The 19258-nt window shown below is 71.6% G+C and carries 16 protein-coding genes; 7 read left to right on the forward strand and 9 right to left on the reverse strand.

The window, feature by feature from the left end; all coding sequences use genetic code 11:
- Positions 1-15: 15 nt before the first annotated feature.
- The 6 genes from ACWDY5_RS17100 to ACWDY5_RS17125 form a co-directional block, all read right to left on the reverse strand.
- A complete protein-coding gene (locus tag ACWDY5_RS17100) occupies positions 16-720 on the reverse strand; it encodes an MgtC/SapB family protein (RefSeq protein WP_252485950.1) in 705 nt (234 codons plus the stop codon).
- Entirely contained in the window at positions 717-1982 is a 1266-nt protein-coding gene (locus tag ACWDY5_RS17105; protein WP_449723143.1) for an ABC transporter ATP-binding protein, read from the reverse strand. Before ACWDY5_RS17105 ends, ACWDY5_RS17100 begins: the two co-directional genes overlap by 4 nt.
- 16 nt (positions 1983-1998) lie before the next feature.
- Positions 1999-3720 (reverse strand): ABC transporter permease, encoded by a 1722-nt coding sequence (locus ACWDY5_RS17110; protein WP_449723144.1) that lies wholly within the window; start codon positions 3718-3720, stop codon positions 1999-2001.
- 198 nt (positions 3721-3918) lie between these two features.
- On the reverse strand, positions 3919-5004 hold the full coding sequence (locus ACWDY5_RS17115; protein WP_449723145.1) for a DUF2332 domain-containing protein: 1086 nt from the start codon (positions 5002-5004) through the stop codon (positions 3919-3921).
- A 118-nt stretch (positions 5005-5122) separates the two neighbouring features.
- Complete coding sequence (locus ACWDY5_RS17120; RefSeq protein ID WP_449723146.1) at positions 5123-6052, reverse strand: superoxide dismutase; 930 nt, start codon at positions 6050-6052, stop codon at positions 5123-5125.
- Between the two features lie 91 nt (positions 6053-6143).
- On the reverse strand, positions 6144-6812 hold the full coding sequence (locus tag ACWDY5_RS17125; RefSeq protein ID WP_449723147.1) for a hypothetical protein: 669 nt from the start codon (positions 6810-6812) through the stop codon (positions 6144-6146).
- Between the two features lie 71 nt (positions 6813-6883).
- On the opposite strand from ACWDY5_RS17125, the gene ACWDY5_RS17130 reads away from it, so the two are divergent.
- Together ACWDY5_RS17130 and ACWDY5_RS17135 are read left to right on the forward strand one after the other, a co-directional pair.
- Entirely contained in the window at positions 6884-7561 is a 678-nt protein-coding gene (locus ACWDY5_RS17130) for a metallophosphoesterase family protein (protein ID WP_449723148.1), read from the forward strand.
- Positions 7551-8396, forward strand: a complete 846-nt coding sequence (locus ACWDY5_RS17135) for a chromosome partitioning protein ParB (protein WP_449723149.1) — start codon at positions 7551-7553, stop codon at positions 8394-8396. Before ACWDY5_RS17130 ends, ACWDY5_RS17135 begins: the two co-directional genes overlap by 11 nt.
- Here the strand turns inward: ACWDY5_RS17135 and ACWDY5_RS17140 are convergent.
- The 3 genes from ACWDY5_RS17140 to ACWDY5_RS17150 all read right to left on the reverse strand — a co-directional run bounded on the left by ACWDY5_RS17140 (position 8365) and on the right by ACWDY5_RS17150 (position 12450).
- Positions 8365-9117 carry an STAS domain-containing protein gene (locus ACWDY5_RS17140; protein ID WP_449723150.1) on the reverse strand — a complete coding sequence of 251 codons (753 nt, stop codon included), beginning with the start codon at positions 9115-9117 and terminating at the stop codon, positions 8365-8367. The two genes, ACWDY5_RS17135 and ACWDY5_RS17140, sit on opposite strands and share 32 nt — an antisense overlap.
- A gap of 229 nt (positions 9118-9346) precedes the next feature.
- Positions 9347-11677 (reverse strand): ATP-binding protein, encoded by a 2331-nt coding sequence (locus ACWDY5_RS17145; protein WP_449723151.1) that lies wholly within the window; start codon positions 11675-11677, stop codon positions 9347-9349.
- Between the two features lie 41 nt (positions 11678-11718).
- Positions 11719-12450, reverse strand: coding sequence for a MerR family transcriptional regulator (locus ACWDY5_RS17150; protein WP_283661494.1), 732 nt, complete (start codon positions 12448-12450; stop codon positions 11719-11721).
- 85 nt (positions 12451-12535) lie between these two features.
- On the opposite strand from ACWDY5_RS17150, the gene ACWDY5_RS17155 reads away from it, so the two are divergent.
- From ACWDY5_RS17155 to ACWDY5_RS17175, 5 genes are all read left to right on the forward strand, one after another.
- Positions 12536-13639, forward strand: a complete 1104-nt coding sequence (locus tag ACWDY5_RS17155; protein WP_449723152.1) for a CaiB/BaiF CoA transferase family protein — start codon at positions 12536-12538, stop codon at positions 13637-13639.
- A 35-nt stretch (positions 13640-13674) separates the two neighbouring features.
- Positions 13675-14817 (forward strand): acyl-CoA dehydrogenase family protein, encoded by a 1143-nt coding sequence (locus ACWDY5_RS17160; RefSeq protein ID WP_449723153.1) that lies wholly within the window; start codon positions 13675-13677, stop codon positions 14815-14817.
- Positions 14818-14832: 15 nt separating this feature from the next.
- A complete protein-coding gene (locus ACWDY5_RS17165) occupies positions 14833-15684 on the forward strand; it encodes an oxygenase MpaB family protein (RefSeq protein WP_449723154.1) in 852 nt (283 codons plus the stop codon).
- Positions 15685-15782: 98 nt separating this feature from the next.
- Positions 15783-16997, forward strand: coding sequence for an acetyl-CoA C-acetyltransferase (locus ACWDY5_RS17170; protein ID WP_449723155.1), 1215 nt, complete (start codon positions 15783-15785; stop codon positions 16995-16997).
- Positions 16998-17011: 14 nt separating this feature from the next.
- Complete coding sequence (locus tag ACWDY5_RS17175) at positions 17012-19183, forward strand: 3-hydroxyacyl-CoA dehydrogenase NAD-binding domain-containing protein (protein ID WP_449723156.1); 2172 nt, start codon at positions 17012-17014, stop codon at positions 19181-19183.
- Positions 19184-19258 lie beyond the last annotated feature (75 nt).

The following is a 19258-nucleotide window of genomic DNA, read 5'->3' on the forward strand; positions in this document are numbered from 1 at the left end:
CGGGGCCGGGGCGGGTCAGACCTCCGGGTCGGACTCCACGACCCGCCAGCTGACCGAGCTGATGCCCGGTTCCAGGCTCAGGCGGCTGACCGCGGACTCTAGTTCGGTGCCCTGCTTGCCCTTGCCGGACAGGCGGGCGGTGACCTCCACCTTGCCGGAGGCGCCCAGGTCCTCGCTTTCCAGGCCCTGCAACACAAATCCGGCTGTGGTCACCGACTGCACGACCAGCGCGCGGATGTGCGCCTCCTCGGCGTCCCGGCAGACCGCCTTGAAGTCGTACAGGTAGCGCCGGTCGGTCTCGGACTGGGTGCGGTCGACCTTGCGGGCCAGCGAGCGCAGCACCACGTTGGCCAGCACGATCGCCGCCGCCCCCGCCGCGGCGTGCGGGAACAGGCCAGCGCCGGCCAGGCAGCCGACGCCCGCCGCGCCCCAGATGGTGGCCGCGGTGTTGATCCCGCGCAGGCTCACCCCGTCCCGGATGATCACACCCGCGCCCAGGAAACCGATGCCGGAGACCACCTGGGCGGCGATCCTGGTCGGGCTGCCCTCGCCCGGGGTGAGCACGCTGAGCAGCACGAACAGCGCCGCCCCGGTGGCCACCAGCGCGTTGGTCCGCAGCCCGGCCATCCTGGCCCGCCACTGCCGCTCCAGCCCGATCACCGAGCCCAGCACCAGCGCCGAGCCCAGCCGGGCGGCGACCTCCCACCACAGCAACGTCATGACCGCTCTCCGTCCGCCAGCACCAGCTCCTGCGCCACCGCGTCGAAGTCGAACAGCTCGCCGTAGCGGCCCCAGTCCACGGCCACGGCGAGTTGCCGCATCGCCTCCTGTTGGGTGAACCCGCGGCGCAGCAGGTCCAGGAAGAAGGTCTGCCGCAGCCGTCCGGTGCGGCTGGTGCGCAGCGCGTGCGTGATCATCCCGATCAGCGGCGCGTGCGCCTCGGCCAGCTTGGCGAACTGCCGCTTGCTGGCCGGGATGTCCGCCTCGGCCCACACCTGCCCGTCCAGGGTCAGGTGCGCGCCGGCCCCGGCCACCTCGACCAGGCCGAGCATCCCGGCCGCGTCCACCAGCGGCATCAGGTCGTCGACCTCGAAGGACAGCTGCGCGGCCAGCTCGGGCAGCTCGGCCCGGCCACCACTGCCCGCGACCAGCTCGACCAGACCCGCCAGACCCCCGACGCTGGCTTCGGGCAGCGGGCGCATCAGCGGGGTGCGCGGGTCCGGGACCGAACGACCGGCGGCCGAGCCGGTGAGCGCGGTGTAGATCTGGTCGACCACGGCCAGGAACCCGGCGCCACGCCGGTCCCTCGGCCTGGTCAGCGGCACCGTGATCTCCGCCGTGATCCGGCCGGGGTTCGCGCCCAGCACCAGCACCCGGTCGGCCAGCAGCACGGCCTCCTCGATGTTGTGCGTGACCACGCAGATCGCCCTGGTCGGGAACCGCGCGCTGCCCCACAACGCCATCAGCTCACTGCGCAGGTTCTCCGCGGTGAGCACGTCCAGCGCGGAGAACGGCTCGTCCATCAGCAGCGCGTCCGGCTCCAGCACCAGCGCGCGGGCGAAGCCGACCCGCTGCCGCATGCCGCCGGAGAGCTCCTTCGGGTACGCCCCGGCGAAGCCGTCCAGGCCGATCAGGTCGATCATCTCCTCGGCCCGCCGCCGCCGTTCCACTGATGCGACCCCGCGTGCCTGCAAACCGAGCTCCACGTTCTCCCGCACGGTCAGCCAGGGCAGCAGCGCGAAGCTCTGGAACACCATGGCGGTGCCGGGGTTTGGCCCGCGCAGCGCCTCGCCGCGGTAGCTGACCCGGCCGCTGCTGGGCTCGACCAGCCCGGCGATGGTGCGCAGCAGCGTCGACTTGCCGGAGCCGGACTTGCCGAGCAGCGCGACCACCTCGCCCGCGCGCAGTTCCAGGTTGATGTCGGCCAGCACGGGCAGGCCGCTGAAGTTCTTGGAGACGTGCTCCAGTGCCACGATGGTCATGTCAGCACTTCCGTTCTCAGAGGTGGTAGCGGCGCTGGGCGAGGGCCTGGAGGGGCCGCCAGCAGAGCCGGTTGAGGGCGACGACGTAGGCGCTCATGACCACCACGCCGATCAGGATGTGCGGCTGGTTCCCGCTTTCGGTGGCGGTCTTGATGTAGGCGCCGAGGCCGGTAGCGGTGAGCGTGTCGCCGCCGTAGGAGACGAACTCCGAGACGATCGAGGCGTTCCACGCGCCACCGGCCGCGGTCAGCGCGCCGGTCACCCAGGCGGGGAACACCGCGGGCAGGATCAGCCGCCGCCAGCGCAGCCAGCCACGCAGCCGCAGGTCCGCGGCGGCCTCGCGCAGGTCGGCCGGGATCGCGCTGGCCCCGGCGATCACGTTGAACAGCACGTACCACTGCGCGCCCAGGCTCATCAGCAGGATGCCGCCCCAGTCCAGGGTGACGCCGGTGCCGATGAGCAGCGCGGTGACGAACGGGAACAGGAAGTTGGTCGGGAAGCTGGCCAGCACCTGCACCACCGGCTGGGCCAGCCGGGACACCCTCGGGTGCAGCCCGATCCACACCCCGACCGGCACCCACACCAGCGAGGACACCGCCACGATCAGCAGCACCCGGCCGAAGGTGACCAGCCCCAGCCAGGCGGCCTCGCCGACATCGGCCCAGCTCGCGGTGCCCGCGAGGTAGCCGACCGCGGACACCGTGCCCCAGCCCAGCAGCGCCAGCACCGCGACCAGCAGCGCCGCGTCACCCAGCCCGCGACGGCCCGCCGAGGCCTGCCAGTGGTCCCTCGGCCTGCCGAAGACCCTGGCCGCCCGGTCCAGCCCCTCGCCGAGCGGACGCAGCAGCGCGGCCAGGCGGCGGGGCAGGCTGGAGCGGCGCAGCAGGTCCAGCACCAGGCTGCGCGGCGCGGTGGCCGCCTCGGCCTCCTCGATCCGGAACCGCTCGGCCCAGGCCGTCAGCGGCCGCCAGAACAGCAGGTTCACCGCCAGCACCAGCAGCACCATGGCGCCGATGGCCAGCAGCAGCCGGTCGTCCTGGGCGCGTTCGGTGGCCGCGGCCACGTAGCTGCCGATGCCGGGCAACGCGTAGCTCTGGTTGAGCACGCTGATCGCCTCGGCGGCCACCACGAAGAACCAGCCGCCGCCGAAGCTCATCATCCCGTTCCACAGCAGCGGGATCACCGTGCTCGGCGCGTCCAGCTTCCAGAACCGCTGCCAGCGGGTCAGCCGCAGCATGGTGGCCGCCTCACCGAGCTCCCTCGGCTGCGCGCGCAATGCCTGGTACCAGGCGAAGGTCATGTTCCACGCCTGCGAGGTGAAGATGGCGAATACCGACGCGCATTCCACCCCGAGCGTGGAACCCGGGAAAAGCGCGATGAATCCGGTGACCGTGACGGAGAGGAAACCCAGGATCGGCACCGACTGGAGAATGTCCAGTGCGGGCAGGATGATCTTTTCCGCGCGCCGGGACCGGGCCGCCAGCGTGCCCACCACCATGGTGAAGACCAACGAGAGCGCGAACGCGGCGAACATGCGCAGCAGCGTGCGGCCCGCGTAGTAGGGCAGCACCGAGGGATCGGTGCTGATCCGGTCCAGGGAATGGTCGGCGGGCAGCGGGGCGATGACGCCCGCGCCGAGGCGGATGGCCAGGTAGAGCAGCAGGCCGACGCCCAGCGCGACGGCGGCGTCGGTCAGCACGGCGCGACGGCGTGCGGGCACGCCAAGGACAGCGAACATGACGGGATCCGAACTGTGCGAATGCCGGAAAAGGGCAGCAGAAGTCACCGGCTACGCCAGCTCAGGGCGCACCGGGAAATAAGGAAAGAAAGAAGTCAGAAACGACTACTAGGAGGATCACCGAGAGTCATGGGCGATCACCTCCTAGCGCGCGTGCGAAATCGAGCAAACCTTCAGCAGGCTAGCAGCGATTCCGGATCAGCTCCAGCGTTGTTCGTCCCATGTGAACGGGATCCCATGTCCGGAGCCACTGCCCAGGTGCAGCGAAATTCCGGCCGGCCACAATCGGAGCAGCAGGTCGAAGCGGAACAAACCGCCCACCCGTTCCCTGGGCTCGTAGACCAGCAGCGCCAGCGGGCTCTCCTCGGTGGCGCGGGCGGCCGCGTCGGCCAGCACGGTGCGGCCCTGCGCGCGCTGCGCGGGCGAGACGTACTGCCAGACCACCGAGTGCCAGACCACGGTGAGCAGGCCCGGCCTCGGCTGGGCCAGCTGCCGCCGCAGCCACTCGGGCCCGGCCGCGCGCTCCACCTTCACCGGGTCGTCCACGGCCAGCCGCATGGCCCGCTGCAACCGGCGCCAGCGGTCCAGCTGGTCCGGCCAGACGAAGGAGGACAGCTGCCGCTGCCCGTCCAAAGTGGACACGTCCACCGGGTTGAGGTCGCAGCCGGCGCGTTCCACCAGCTCCAGCGGCAGCTCCAGGTCGACCGGCGGCAGGCCGGTCCACTCCGGGTCGAGCTGCAGGCGGCTGCCCTTGTCACCGAGCACCCTGCCGTCGGCCAGCCGGTAGCCGACCCGGTGCGGGCGCAGGTTGAGCCCACCGCTCGCGCCGATCTCCAGCAGCCGGACCGGATAAGGCTCGGCCCGGCCGACAGCGGCGGCGGCCCGGCTCGCGGCCACCAGCAGCCCGCCGTAGAGCGGGGCGGTGCGGCCGGGCTCGTTGGTCTGCACGACCGTGGAGCGCACCAGGGCGCGCAGCTCGTCGGCGTGCTCGGCGAGCACCGGCTCCGCGTCCGACCAGAGCTTGCCCAGGTCGGTGGCGCCGCCGACGCTCGGGTAGTGCTTGGCCAGGCTGGGGGCCTTGCCCTCCAGCACCAGCCGATGCAGTGAGCCTGCGAATCGCAGACCGGGCACACTTCCGCGCCGGTCCCGCTCGGATCCGGCCATCACCGACGCCGTGACGCCACCGGCGGCCAAGTCCTCGGCCGCGGCGGTCAACAGGGCGTGGTTGAGCGGACTCCGCTGGCGGCAACCACGGGCGGCATCCTGGAACAGCTCCACGAGCACAGAGGCGAGGCTAGTCCTTCAAGAACACTGATCGGCAGTCCCCCCAACGGTTTTCACCCGGCTGCGGAAAGCCGCGGGCAGGAAGCTCGACACCCGCGGCCCTCCGGTGCAGGCACCGCTACCGAATGTCGACCGCCACCGCGTTGTACGGCGTGGTCGGCGTGGGCGGAGTGGTGAAGCGGGCGTTCGGCAGGTACAGCCGGTGACCGAACTGGGCCACCGTGGCGGGCACGTCGAATCTCGGATCGGTGATGGACCGGGTCAGCTTGCCGCTGCTGCCGTCCTCGGCCAGCCGGAACTCGGTCACCACGTTGAGCCGGTTCTGCACCACGAACAGCGTGCGGCCCAGCCGGAGCAGCCCGTCGCCGTTGGTCAGCAGCGCGCCGCCCAGGTCCACCGTCTTGGCCACGCCGGTGCGCGGGTCGACCCGGAACAGCTTGCCGGTGTTGGACTGCACCACCAGCAGCGCCGCCCCATCCGGTGTGGTGACCAGGCCGTTGGCGTTGACCCCGGTGGCGCCCTGGACGAAGTCGCCGGTCAGCGGGATGGTGCTGAACTCACCGGCGGCGGGCAGCGAGCCGTTGCGGCCCAACGGCAGCCGGTAGAGCACCGGCTTGAACGAGTCAGTGAAGTAGGCGGCCGAGCGGGTGAGCACAACATCGTTGACGAAGCTGGTGCCCGGTTCGGCGAAGGCGTAACTGGCAAGGACCTTGCCGGTCCGGGTGTCCACCACCCGCGCGTCCCCGCCGCTGCCGCCGGAGACGAACAGCCGCCCGCGCCCGTCCACCTTCAGCCCGAGCGAGGGTGTGCCCGGCCCCTTGCTGAACACGCTGCCCTTGCCGGTGGCCAGGTCGACCTTGAAGATCGATCCGTCCACTCTGGACCCGAAGTAGGCCGAGGCGCCGCCGATGGCGATGCCCTCCGGCTGGAACCCGTTCGGCAGCGGGAACTCGGCGGGAAACGGCGCGGTCCCCGCCACCGCGGCCGGCGCCCCGGCCAGCGCGGCCACCAGCACCGCGGTCCCCGCCAGCAGTCTCCGAACGCGCATCGCTGTTCCTCCCAAAGCCGTGGCGAACCTGACCCAGCGACCTTGTCGAACCCAGCTGATGACTTGCTGAAGATGTTGGCAGCAGTCGGGTTCAGCGGTTCATGGTGCGCGGTCCGTTGCGCGGAACCACACCCCGCCGGATGGAGTCCTCGTGGGTGAGCCGCACCCACTCCTTCACGTGCGGACGGCTGAGCAGGAAGAGCACCGCACCGCACACCGCGAGCATGAGGAAGGTGCCCAGCGCGGGCAGCAGCCCGACCGAGATGCCGCGCATCAGCGAGCGGACCAGGCCGATCGAGCAGATCACCATCGGCAGGCCGGTGGCCAGCTGCGACTGCTGGAGGTTGGGGAAGTCCTTGTGCGCGAGGGAGAGCGCGCCGATCAGGTTGAGCAGGCCGGGCCCGGCCACGATGACCGAGATCGGGATCATCACGATCAGGCTGCCCTCGCCGCCGATGCTCATGGCCAGGATGACGATGCCGAAGGCCAGCATGCCGACGGCCAGCAGGTAGTTGAGCACGATCGCGACCGAGACCTCGCTCGACCGGTTCGCCTGGCCGGGGAGCACCTGCTTGCCGGGGCCGGGCTGGTAGCCGGGGTGCGGCGGCGGCTGGCCCGGCGGGTAGCCCTGGTGCTGGTAGCCGCCGGGCTGCTGGTAGCCGGGTTGTGGCTGGTAGGGAGCCTGCGGCTGCTGGTACCCCGGCGGCCCGTAGGGCTGCCGCGGTTGCGGCGGCTGACCCCACTGCGGTGGCTGCGTCATCGTCTCCCCCTGCCTCGACACTGCCCTGGCAAGCTACCGCACCCTGCCGCCGGACGGCCTACGCTCGCTCCATGGCACGGGTGCTCGTGGTCTCCGACGAGGTGGTGGCCCAGCTGTGGACCGAGCAGGTCCGGCAGCACCAGGTCGACCTCATCCTCGGCGCGGGCGACCTGCCGTTCGACTACCTGGAGTACCTGGTCAGCACGCTGGACCGGCCGTGCGTGTTCGTGCCCGGCAACCACGACCCGGACCTGTCCGGCTACAGCAACGTGCACGGCCTGTGGACCAGGGACGGCATGCCGGCGCGCTGGCCGGGACCGGCGGGGGCGGCCAACATCGACGGCGCGGTGGTGGACGTGGCCGGGCTGCGGATCGCCGGGCTGGGCGGCTCGATCCGGTACAACGCCGGGCCCAACCAGTGGACCGAGCGGCAGCAGGCGCGCCGGGCCAGGCGGCTGGCCAGGCAGGCGAACTGGCGGCGGCTGCGGGATGGGAAATCCGTGGACGTGCTGCTCACCCACTCGCCACCATTGGACTGCGGGGACCGGGAGGACCCGCCGCACCGCGGGTTCGCCTGCCTGCACGACACCGTGCACCGGCTGCGACCCCGGCTGCTGCTGCACGGCCACATTCACCCGCACGGAGAGATGACACCTGATCGTCGGCTGGGCGACACGCTGGTGCGCAATGTTGTGGGCTATCACCTGCTCGACATCGGATCCACCGAGGAGGTTCGGCGTGCGCGGTGACACCGGTTTCCCCCGGGCCGACGCGGAGAACGACTTTCTGCGCGCCCGGCGGCGGCAGGTGCTGGCCAGGCTGGCCGCCTGGCTGCGCAGGGAGCCCGACGACGTGAACATCATGCTGCCCTTCGACGAGGTGGTGGCCGCGCTGGGCCGGGAGAGCGAGCGGCGGCTCGGGCTCCAGGTCATCCGGCTGGACTCGATCGTCGGCAGCGTGGACCGGACCAGGGACTTCGACCGGCGGTTCCGGCCGACCTCGGCCAGGGTGCGGGAGCGCTGGCAGCGGCTGGCGCTGGCCCAGCGGCGCGGGGAGAGCGTGCCGCCGATCGAGGTCTACCGGATCGGCGACCTGCACTTCGTCAACGACGGGCACCACCGGGTCTCGGTGGCGCACGCGCTGGGCCTGCGCACCATCGAGGCCTACGTGACCGAGGTGCGCACCAAGCTCGACCCCTACGGCGTGCGGCACCGCGGCGACCTGATCGTCAAGGACTACCGGCGGATCTTCCTGGAGCGGGTGCCGCTGGTCGGGCAGGCCAGGGCCGCGGTGGTGATGAGCGACCCGTGGGACTACGCCGAGCTGGGCGAGTCGGTCGAGGCCTGGGGCTTCCGGCTGATGCAGGACGAGGGCGAGTTCCGGGACCGGGCCACCATCGCGCGGCGCTGGTTCGCCGAGGAGTTCACCCCCGTGGTAAGCATGCTGCGACAGGCCGACCTGGTCGGCGAGCGCACCGAGGCCGAGGCGTACCTGGTGGTCAGCGGCGAGCGCTACCGGCTGATCCGCACCCACCGGTGGAGCGATGAGGTGGTCAACGCGCTGCGGGACCGGATGCGGTCCTAATCGTCGCCCAGGCCACCCGCCTGCCGTCGCCGGTGGGCGTGTAACCCCAGGTGTGCGCCACCGCGGCCAGCTCCCGGCCGCGGTCGAAGCCGCCGCCCAGCTGGGGCAGGAACGGGTCGTCCACCCGGACCGCCACGGTGAGCAGCCCGTCGCACAGCTCGACCCGCAGCAGCAGGCCCTCGCTCCAGGAGGCGTCCCCGGCCAGCGCCTCGAAGATCAGCCGCTCGGCCACCGAGGTCGCGGCCGCCGCCGAGGCCGGCACGCCCCAGTTCCGGCACACCTCGCCGACCACCTCGGCCACCCACTGCGGGCTGACCCGGCACACCGGCACGCTGAAACGGGCCCGGTTGCGCGGCGGCGTGTCCAGCACCGAGGCCAGCGCGGCGGGCACGGTCGGGAACACCGGCACGAACTCCAGCACGGTGCTGCGGTCCATCACCGCGCGCAGCTCCGGCCCCGGCTCGGCCAGCAGCACCGGCACTCCCGGCCAGCGGGCCACCGAGAGCCGGACCACGGCGAAGACCGACAGCGGCGCCGGGGTCAGCGCGGACAGCCTGGACAGGTCGACCACCAGCGCGTGCGGCGCCGGGTCGACCGCGTGCAGCAGCACATCGCGCAGCTGCGGGTAGGAACTGGAGTCGAGCAGGCCCTCCACCCGCAGGACGGCGGCGTCGCCACCGGCTTCGACCCGCGTCATCAGGACGCTGTCTTCGACCGACATCATCTCCAGCCTCGCTCTTTCTGGCGGCCCGCGAGGACTCGGGAACAGGAGTAAGTGGCGGTGGCGTCGATGGTCGAGGGGGGAGTCAGACATCGACGCCACCCGCCTCCGGCACGGCCACGCAGGGGTCAGCAAACGCGTCGCGCCGGTACGGAGGGCTCCCGGGGGGAGTGGAACCCTCTGTAGTCATCGTCGGCTGCCCGCGCCCGCGAGAGGACGGGATAAATACCTATCTTTCGCCCGAACCGCCGTCCCGGTTGCGCCGTTGCGCCACCCAGGCCGCGATCCGGGCCCTGGAGCTGAAGCCCAGCTTCTGCAGGATCCGCTCCACGTGGCCCTCCGCGGTGCGCACCGCGATGACCAGCCGCTCGGCGATCTCCTTGTTGGACAGGCCCTCCGCGACCAGCTCGGCCACCTGCCGTTCCCGCTTGGTCAGCGCGTCCGGCGCACCGGCCTTGACCGGCCGGGACCTGGCCGGTGGGCGCAGTTCCAGGGCGAGGTCGATGGCGGCCTCGGTGGTCAGGTCCCGGCCGCGCTCGTGCGCCGCGGTGTAGGCGGCCTCGCCGAGCGCGGCCCTGGTGTCGGCCACGCAGCTGACGTGCGGCTGGAGGAAGTGGCGCGAGCCGAACAGCGGGTAGCCGACCGCGCTCCACTGCGCCTCGGTCGCGCCGAGCAGCACCGCGGCCCGCTCCGGCCTGCCCTCGGCCGCGGCGGTCCAGGCCAGCAGCTCCACCGCGAGCACGATGCCGAGCAGGTCGTGGAAGTCCCGCTTGACCCGCAGCGAGGCCTGCGCGCCTGCCCGCGCGGCGGCCAGGTCGCCGCGGCAGAAGTCGACGAGGCTGAGGCAGAAGGTGGCATACGCCGAAGCCCACCGCTCGCCTGCGGCGCTGCTCAGTCCGCAGGCGGTGTGGCACAGCTGCGCGGCCCGGTCGAACTCGCCGCGGAAGCTCAGCGCCACCGCCAGTTCCACGTAGCTCATCAGCACGTGCCCGTTGACCAGGCCGAGCCGGTTGTAGCGGGCGATCGCCGAGCCGAACAGCTCGACCGCGTTGTCCAGGTCGTCGCCGAGCAGGCTCAGGCAGCCCAGCCGGTGCACCGCGTAGGCCAGCACCACCTCGTCGCCGTCGCTCTCGGCCAGCGCTTTGACCTCGGTCAGGCAGTCCCGCGCGACGGCCAGCCTGCCCTGCAGGTTGGCCACGTAACCGTTGACCCACAGCGCCTTGCGCCGCGCGGGCCGGTCAGCGGGGTTGTGCTCCAGCGCCCTGCCGAGCCAGTAGCCGCCCTCGGCGAGGTAGCCGCAGCCCGTCCAGTAGCACCACAGCGCGCCGGCCAGCCGCAGGCCGCACTCGGCCCGCTCCGGCGCGGACAGGCAGAACTCCAGCGCGGCCCGCACGTTGGCGTGCTCGGACTCCAGCCAGCGGAAGGTCTCCAGCTGCCTCGGCCCGAACCACTCGTGCTCGGCGCGCTCGATCAGCCGCAGGTAGTGCGCGCAGTGCTTGTGCTGCACCACGATCCGGGCCGGCTCGCCCAGCTTCTCCAGGCCGAACTGGCGCAGGGTCTCCAGCAGCCGGTAGCGGGCGCCTGCCGGGTGGTCCTCGCGGCTGAGGATGGACTTGTCCACCAGCCCGGCGACCAGGTCGAAGACCTCCTCCACCAGCAGCCCGTCCCCGCTGCACACCGCACCGGCCGCGGCCAGGTCGAAGCTGCCGGCGAACACCGAGAGCCGGGCCCACAGCAGCTGTTCCCTCGGCGCGCACAGCTCGAAGCTCCAGTCCACCGCGGCGCGCAGGGTCTGGTGCCTGGGCAGCGCGGCCCTGCTGCCGCCGGTGAGCAGGCCGTAGCGGTCGTGCAGCCGTTCCTCGATCTCGCCGACGGTCAGCGCGCGCACCCGCACCGCGGCCAGCTCGATGGCCAGCGGCAGCCCGTCCAGCTGCTTGCACAGCCTGGCCACCGTGGGCAGGTTCTCCGCGGTCAGGGTGAAGTCCGGGGCCACCGCGGCGGCCCGTTCGGCGAACAGGGTCAGCGCGGTGTCCTGCCGTCGCGCCGCCTCCGGCTCCGGCACCACCAGCGGCGGCACCGGCCAGACCTGTTCGCCCGCCACGCCCAGCGGCTGCCTGCTGGTGGCCAGCACGCGCAGGCCGGGGGCGGTGCGCAGCAGCCGGGCGGCCAGGGCGGCGCAGGCGTCGAGCAGGTGTTCGCAGTTGTCCAGCACCAGCAACAGGCTCCGGGCGCGCAGCTGTTCGGCGAGCACCTCCAGGCGGTCCCGGCCGGTGTCGTCGTGCAGGCCGAGCGCGGTGGCCACCGCGTGCGGCACCAGTTCCGGGCCGGTCAGGTCGGCCAGCTCGACCAGCCAGACGCCGTCCCGGAATGAGCGGCGCAGCTCGGCGGCGACCCTGGCGGCCAGCCGGGTCTTGCCGACGCCGCCCACGCCGGTGAGGGTGAGCAGCCTGGTCCCGCTCAGCTGGCGTTTGACCTCGGCGATGTCCGGACGGCGCCCCACCAGAGTGTTCACCTCGGCCGGCAGGTTCCCCGCCGGTCGCGGTGACAGCGCGCTCCCCACGAGGAGACCCTAGGTCGCCGGGGGTAGCCAATCAACCACGGTCAGCGTGGTGCGCCCGACCGGTCCACCGCTTCCTTGATCGCCCGGTCCACCGCCTGCTGGAACGCGGTGACCACGGCCCTGGTGGTGGCCGGGCGCAGCTTGCGCAGCGCGATGATCAGCTGCTCGCGTTCCTCCGGCGGCCTGCCGTGCTCCTGGTAGGGCCGCAACACCCTGGTGGAGAACAGCTTGCGCAGGTCCGCCGCGATCCGCTCGGCGTGCTTGTTGATCACCTCGCCGGCGTCCATCAGCAGCTCGAAGGGCATCGGCAGGTCGATCAGCTCCAGCGCGAGGGAGAACTCCACCGCGCTGGCCACCCGGAACTTGTCCTCGTCCACCATCTCCAGCACGTGCAGCATGAGCAGGCGGCCGAGCTCCTCGTCGGTGAGCCTGCGCCCGGCGCGGCGGTCCACCGCGTCCCGGTCCATCTCCTCGTACTCCCCAGCCCACGGCGCGACCAGCGCCCCGTGCAGCGCGATGTCCTGCACGGTGGCATCCGGTTCCAGCCTGGCCATGTAGCGCTCGACCGCGGCCAGGGTGAAGCCCAGGTTCTGCAGCTCGCGGATGAGGTCCAGCCTGGCCAGGTGCTCGGGCCCGTACAGCCCGACCCGGCCGCGCAGCGTCGGCGGCGGCAGCATGCCCTTGCCCGCGTAGAAGCGCACCGTGCGCACGGTCATCCCGGCGCGGGCGGCCAGCTCATCCACGGTGAGCGTCGGATCGTCGGCGTCCAGCACGGAGTGGACAATACACCCCTGTTGGTGTGACAGTAGTGGTGTCACACTCATCGCGGCACGTTCTCGCACCGGTGGAGGTATTCCGATGGCTGGCCCGCTGAGCGGGATCAGGGTGGTCGAGCTGTCCGGGCTCGGACCTGGTCCCTTCGCCGGCATGCTGCTCGCCGACCTGGGCGCGGACGTGGTGGTGGTGCAGCGGCCCGGCGGATCCGTGCTGACCGGCACCGGCCGCTACGACGTGCTCAACCGGGGCAAGCGGTCCCTGGTGGCCAACCTCAAGGACCCGGCCGAGAAAGAACTGGTGCTGCGCCTGACCGAGCGCGCCGACGTGCTGCTGGAGGGCTTCCGCCCCGGTGTCACCGAACGCCTGGGCATCGGCCCGGAGGACTGCTGGGCGCGCAACCCGAAGCTGGTCTACGGCCGGATGACCGGCTGGGGCCAGGACGGCCCGTGGTCGTCCATGGCCGGGCACGACATCGGCTACATCGCGGTCACCGGCGCGCTGGGCGCGATCGGCCGCGCGGGCGGGCCGCCGCAGGTGCCGCTCAACCTGCTCGGCGACTTCGGCGGCGGCGGGATGTACCTGGTGGTCGGCGTGCTGGCCGCGCTGCTGAGCGCGAAGACCACCGGCAAGGGGCAGGTGGTGGACGCCGCGATCGTGGACGGCACCGCGCACCTGGCCACGCTGATCTTCGGCATGCTGGCCAGCGGCGGCTGGCGGGACGAGCGCGGGGCCAACATGCTGGACACCGGCGCCCCGTACTACGACGTCTACCCCACCGCCGACGACCGGCACCTGGCCGTGGGCGCGATCGAACCCCAGTTCTTCGCCGAGCTGCTGACCAAGCTCGACCTCACCGACCAGGCCCCGCCGCAGCACGACACCGCCCGCTGGCCGGAGCTGCGCGCGCTGATCGGCGAGGCCGTCCGCGCCCAGCCGCTGTCGCACTGGGCCAAGGTCTTCGACGGCAGCGACGCCTGCGCCGCCCCGGTGCTGAACCTGACCGAGGCCCCCGGCCACCCGCACCTGGCCGCCCGCGGCACCTTCACCGAACGCGACGGCGTGCGCCAGCCCGCCCCCGCGCCCCGCTTCTCGCACACCCCCAACCCCCCGGTCGGGCCGCCGCCCGCGCCGGGTGAGCACACCGAGGAAGTCCTGACCGACTGGGACGTGTCCCGCCCCGCCTGACCCCCCTGCCGCACACCCCATCCCGGGAGAGTTCGATGCGCCGCGACATCTTCACCAGCGAGCACGACGAGTTCCGCGAGCTGGCCCGCACCTTCATCGCCAAGGAGGTCGAGCCGAACCACGCCCGCTGGGAGGACAACGGCATCGTCGACCGGGAGGCCTGGCTGGCCGCGGGCCGGGTCGGACTGCTGGGCATGGCCGTGCCGGAGGAGTACGGCGGTGGCGGCGCGCCGGACTACCGCTTCAACCTGGTGCTGGCCGAGGAGCTGGTGCGCGCCGGCGCCAGCGGCCTGGCGCTGCCGCTGCACAACGACATCATCCTGCCCTACCTGCTGAACCTGGCCACCGAGGAGCAGAAGCGCCGCTGGCTGCCCGGGTTCTGCTCGGGCGAGCTGGTCAGCGCGATCGCGATGACCGAACCCGGCACCGGCAGCGACCTGCAGGGCATCACCACCACCGCGGTCCGCGACGGTGACCACTACGTGCTCAACGGCCAGAAGACCTTCATCAGCAACGGGATCATGGCCGACCTGGTGATCGTGGCGGCCAAGACCGACCCAGCCGCGGGCGCGCACGGGGTCAGCCTGCTGGTGGTGGAGCGCGGCATGACCGGGTTCAGCCGGGGCCGCAACCTGGACAAGATCGGCCAGAAGGCGCAGGACACCGCGGAGCTGTTCTTCGACGACGTGCGGGTGCCGGTGGACAACCTGCTCGGCGAGGAGGGCAAGGGCTTCGTCTACCTGATGCAGAACCTGCCGCAGGAGCGGCTGTCCATCGCGGTGGCCGCGGTGGCCGGGGCCGAGCGGGTGCTGGAGCTGACCAAGCAGTACTGCAAGGACCGCGAGGCCTTCGGCAGGCCGATCGGCAAGTTCCAGCACAACCGGTTCCTGCTGGCCGAACTGGCCACCGAGATCACCATCGCCAGGGTGTTCGTGGACCGCTGCGTCACCGAGCACACCAAGGGCGCGCTGGCCATCGACGAGGCCGCGATGGCCAAGTGGTGGACCACAGAACTCCAGACGAAGGTGGCCGACCGCTGCCTCCAGCTGCACGGTGGGTACGGCTACATGACCGAGTACCCGGTGGCGAAGGCCTTCCTGGACGGCCGGGTGCAGACCATCTACGGCGGCACCACCGAGATCATGAAAGAGATCATCGGTCGCACCATGGGGTTCTAGCGGGAGGGAATGACGATGGGCCGATACCGGCGGCTGGAGGTCATCCGGGGACTGGACCCGGTCCGGGACCACTGGGAGATCTACCGCCTGTCCGCCAGTTTCGAGTTTCCCTGGGACTACCGCAAGGCGCTGGAGTTCGCGCTGTTCCGCACCTACGCGGTGCCCAGCATCTCCGCGCTGCTGGACCGGACGCGGGAGTTCGCGCAGCGCCCGCAGCGGCGCTACGACGACACGCTGCTGCTGATGGGCGCGCTGACCGAGCACGGCTACGACTCCGCGAACGGGCGGGCCGCGCTCAAGCGGATCAACCAGATGCACGGCCGCTACGAGATCAGCAACGACGACATGCTCTACGTGCTGTCCACCTTCGTCTACGAGCCGATCCGGTGGCTGGCCAGGTACGGCTGGCGGCCGCTGCACGAGCACGAGCGGCTGGCCGCCTTCCACTTCTACCGCGAGGTGGGCAGCCGGATGGGCATCAAGCAGATCCCGGACGGCTACGGGAAGTTCGAGTCGTTCAACCGGGAGTACGAGCGCGAGCACTTCCACTACCGGGACAGCAACCGGCGGGTCGGCACCGCCACCGTGGACCTGTTCTGCTCCTGGTACCCCGCGCCCAGCAGGCCCGCGGTGCGGCGCGCGCTGTACGCGGCCATGGACGAGCCGCTGCTGCGTGCCTTCGGCTTCCCGCGCCAGCCGGCCTGGCTGGAACGCGCCGTCGGGCGGGCGCTGGCCGGGCGCGGGAAGCTGGTCCGGCACCTGCCGGTGCGGCGGCACTCCCGCAGTGCGTCCGACCCGCGCAACCGCAGCTATCCCGGCTTCCCGGAGGGCTACCGGATCGCCGATCTGGGCGTCCACCCGGAGTGAGGTGGGTCTCAGGAGACTCGCCCGCACCACTGTGACATCATTACTGTCACATCACCAGTGCACGATTCACGAGCCGCGATCAGGGAGGCTCCCCGCCGATGACGTCAGAGGCCTTTGTCTACGAAGCCGTGCGCACCCCGAGGGGTCGCGGCAAGAACACCGGATCGTTGCACGGCACCAAGCCGATCAGCCTGGTCGTCGGGCTGATCGACGAGCTGCGCGAGCGCCACCCCAGCCTGGACCCGAACTGGATCTCCGACGTGGTGCTCGGCGTGGTCTCCCCCGTCGGCGACCAGGGCTCGGTGATCTCCCGCATCGCGGCGCTGAAGGCCGGTCTGCCGGACACCGTGGCCGGGGTGCAGATCGACCGCTTCTGCGGCTCCGGCCTGGAGGCGGTGAACCTGGCCGCGCAGAAGGTCCGCTCCGGCTGGGAGGACCTGGTGCTCGCCGGTGGCGTGGAGTCGATGTCGCGGGTGCCGATGGCCTCCGACGGCGGCGCCTGGTTCAACGACCCGGAGACCAACTACGCGGTGGACTTCGTGCCGCAGGGCATCAGCGCGGACCTGATCGCCACCATCGAGGGCTTCAGCCGCGACGACGTGGACGCCTTCGCGGTGGAGTCGCAGAGCCGCGCGGGCAAGGCGCAGGCCAACGGGTACTTCGACCGCTCGGTGGTCCCGGTGCGCGACCGCAACGGCCTGACCGTGCTGGAGCGCGACGAGTTCCTCCGCCCCGGCACCACCCCGCAGGCGCTGGCCGGTCTCCAGCCCTCCTTCGCCGGGATCGGTGAGCTGGGCGGCTTCGACGCGGTGGCGCTGCAGAAGTACCACTACGTGGAGAAGATCAACCACGTGCACCACGCCGGCAACTCCTCCGGCATCGTCGACGGCGCGGCACTGGTGCTGATCGGCTCCGAGCGGGCGGGCACCGAGCTGGGCCTGACCCCGCGCGGGCGGATCGTCTCGGCCGCGCTCAGCGGCGCGGACACCACCATCATGCTCACCGGCCCCGCCCCCGCCGCGCGCAAGGCGCTGGGCCTGGCCGGGCTGACCGCGGCCGACATCGACCTGTTCGAGATGAACGAGGCCTTCGCCGCGGTGGTGCTGAAGTTCATGCGCGACCTGGACGTGCCGCACGAGAAGGTCAACGTCAACGGCGGCGCGATCGCGCTCGGCCACCCGCTCGGCGCGACCGGCGCGATGCTGCTGGGCACCGTGCTGGACGAGCTGGAGCGGCGCGGCGGCCGGTACGGCCTGGTGACCCTGTGCATCGGCGGCGGCATGGGCGTCGCGACCATCATCGAGCGACTCTGAGAGCGGAAGGCGACATGTCGGAACACACCTCCACCATCCGCTGGGACGTCGACGAGGACGGCATCGTCCTGCTCACCCTGGACGACCCCGAGCAGAGCGCGAACACGATGAACGAGCGCTACACGCGCTCGATGGCCGAGACGGTCGAGCGGCTGGAGGCCGAGCGCGAGCAGATCACCGGTGTGGTGATCACCTCGGCCAAGAAGACCTTCTTCGCCGGCGGCGACCTCAACGACCTGCGCCAGGTGACCCCGGCCGACGCGCAGCGGTTCTTCGACGGCCTGACCGAGGTCAAGGCGCAGCTGCGGCGACTGGAGAAGCTGGGCCGCCCGGTGGTGGCCGCGCTCAACGGCACCGCGCTGGGCGGCGGCCTGGAGATCGCGCTGGCCTGCCACCACCGGATCGCCATCGACGACGGCCGCAGCAAGTTCGGCCTGCCCGAGGTCACCCTGGGCCTGCTGCCCGGCGCGGGCGGGGTGACCCGCACGGTGCGCATGCTCGGCATCGCCGACGCGCTGCTGAAGCTGCTGCTCCAGGGCCAGCAGCTGCGCCCGGCGCAGGCCAAGGAGACCGGCATCGTCGATGAGCTGGTGAGCAACCGGGAGGAGCTGATCGCCCGCGCCAAGGAGTGGGTGAAGGCCAACCCGGACGCGGTGCAGCCCTGGGACGTCAAGGGCTACAAGATCCCCGGCGGCACCCCGTCGAACCCGAAGTTCGCGGCCAACCTGCCCGCGTTCCCGGCCAACCTGCGCAAGCAGCTCAAGGGCGCGCACTACCCGGCCCCGCACAACATCCTGTGCGCCGCGGTCGAGGGCAGCCAGGTCGACATCGACAACGCGCTGGTGATCGAGAGCCGCTACCTGACCGAGCTGGCCGCCGGGCAGATCTCGAAGAACATGATCAAGGCGTTCTTCTTCGACCTGCAGCACATCAACGGCGGCGGCTCCCGGCCGGCGGGCGTGGCCAAGTACGAGCCGCGGAAGGTCGCGGTGCTCGGCGCGGGCATGATGGGCGCCGGGATCGCCTACGTCTGCGCCCGCAACGGGATCGAGGTCCTGCTCAAGGACGTCTCGGTGGCCGCGGCGGAGAAGGGCAAGGCCTACTCCCAGACCATCCTGGACAAGGCGGTCTCCCGCGGGAAGCTCACCCAGGACAAGCGGGACGAGGTGCTGGCCCGCATCACGCCCACCGACAACGCCGCCGACCTGGCAGGCGCGGACCTGGTGATCGAGGCCGTCTTCGAGGACGTCTCGTTGAAGCACAAGGTCTTCGCCGAGGTGGAGCCGGTGGTCGCGCCGGACGCGCTGCTGGCCTCCAACACCTCCACGCTGCCCATCACCGGCCTGGCCGAGGGCGTGTCCCGGCGGCCGGACTTCGTCGGCCTGCATTTCTTCTCCCCGGTGGACAAGATGCCGCTGGTGGAGATCATCCGCGGCGAGCAGACCAGCGACGAGGCGCTGGCCAAGGCCTTCGACGTGGTGCTCAAGATCAAGAAGACGCCGATCGTGGTGAACGACAGCCGCGGCTTCTTCACCAGCAGGGTGATCGGCACCTTCCTCAACGAGGGCGTGTCCATGCTCGCCGAGGGCGTGCCCGCCCCCAGCATCGAGCAGGCCTCGGCCCAGGCCGGCTACCCCGCCCCGGTGCTCCAGCTGATGGACGAGCTGACCCTCACCCTGCCCCGCAAGATCCGCAACGAGACCAAGGCCGCCATCGAGGCAGCAGGCGGGACCTGGGTCTCCCACCCGGCCGAGGCGATCATCGACCGCCTGGTCGAGGAGTTCGACCGCAAGGGCAAGTCCAGCGGCGCGGGCTTCTACGACTACGCCGACGGCAAGCGCACCGGCCTGTGGCCGGGCCTGGCCGAGCACTTCCCGGCCACGCCCAACGGGATTCCGTTCGAGGACCTCAAGGAGCGCATGCTCGTCATCGAGGCCATCGAGACGGTCAAGTGCTTCGAGGAGGGCGTGCTCACCTCGGTGCCCGATGCCAACATCGGCTCCATCTTCGGCATCGGCTTCCCGGCCTGGACCGGCGGCGTGATCCAGTACATCTACGGCTACCAGGGCGGTGTGGACGGCTTCGTCGCCCGCGCCAAGGACCTGGCCGCCAAGTACGGCGACCGCTTCACCCCACCCGCCGTGCTGTCCGACCCCTCCGCCCGCGAAAAACTGCTGGGCGCCTAGTGTCGTGAGTCGGAAGTGCGCCAGCTGACGCGAAGCGGGGCGGGGACCGAGTTCCGGTCTCCGCCCCGCTTCGCG

The organism is Crossiella sp. NPDC003009, from assembly GCF_053591555.1.

Excerpts from the sequence above, each read along its gene's own strand:
- ACWDY5_RS17100 (WP_252485950.1), bottom strand. The coding sequence starts at position 720 with ATGACGTTGCTGTGGTGGGAGGTCGCCGCCCGGCTGGGCTCGGCGCTG.
- ACWDY5_RS17105 (WP_449723143.1), bottom strand. The coding sequence starts at position 1,982 with ATGACCATCGTGGCACTGGAGCACGTCTCCAAGAACTTCAGCGGCCTG.
- ACWDY5_RS17110 (WP_449723144.1), bottom strand. The coding sequence starts at position 3,720 with ATGTTCGCTGTCCTTGGCGTGCCCGCACGCCGTCGCGCCGTGCTGACC.
- ACWDY5_RS17120 (WP_449723146.1), bottom strand. The coding sequence starts at position 6,052 with ATGCGCGTTCGGAGACTGCTGGCGGGGACCGCGGTGCTGGTGGCCGCG.
- ACWDY5_RS17125 (WP_449723147.1), bottom strand. The coding sequence starts at position 6,812 with ATGACGCAGCCACCGCAGTGGGGTCAGCCGCCGCAACCGCGGCAGCCC.
- ACWDY5_RS17130 (WP_449723148.1), top strand. The coding sequence starts at position 6,884 with ATGGCACGGGTGCTCGTGGTCTCCGACGAGGTGGTGGCCCAGCTGTGG.
- ACWDY5_RS17140 (WP_449723150.1), bottom strand. The coding sequence starts at position 9,117 with ATGTCGGTCGAAGACAGCGTCCTGATGACGCGGGTCGAAGCCGGTGGC.
- ACWDY5_RS17155 (WP_449723152.1), top strand. The coding sequence starts at position 12,536 with ATGGCTGGCCCGCTGAGCGGGATCAGGGTGGTCGAGCTGTCCGGGCTC.
- ACWDY5_RS17160 (WP_449723153.1), top strand. The coding sequence starts at position 13,675 with ATGCGCCGCGACATCTTCACCAGCGAGCACGACGAGTTCCGCGAGCTG.
- ACWDY5_RS17165 (WP_449723154.1), top strand. The coding sequence starts at position 14,833 with ATGGGCCGATACCGGCGGCTGGAGGTCATCCGGGGACTGGACCCGGTC.
- ACWDY5_RS17170 (WP_449723155.1), top strand. The coding sequence starts at position 15,783 with ATGACGTCAGAGGCCTTTGTCTACGAAGCCGTGCGCACCCCGAGGGGT.
- ACWDY5_RS17175 (WP_449723156.1), top strand. The coding sequence starts at position 17,012 with ATGTCGGAACACACCTCCACCATCCGCTGGGACGTCGACGAGGACGGC.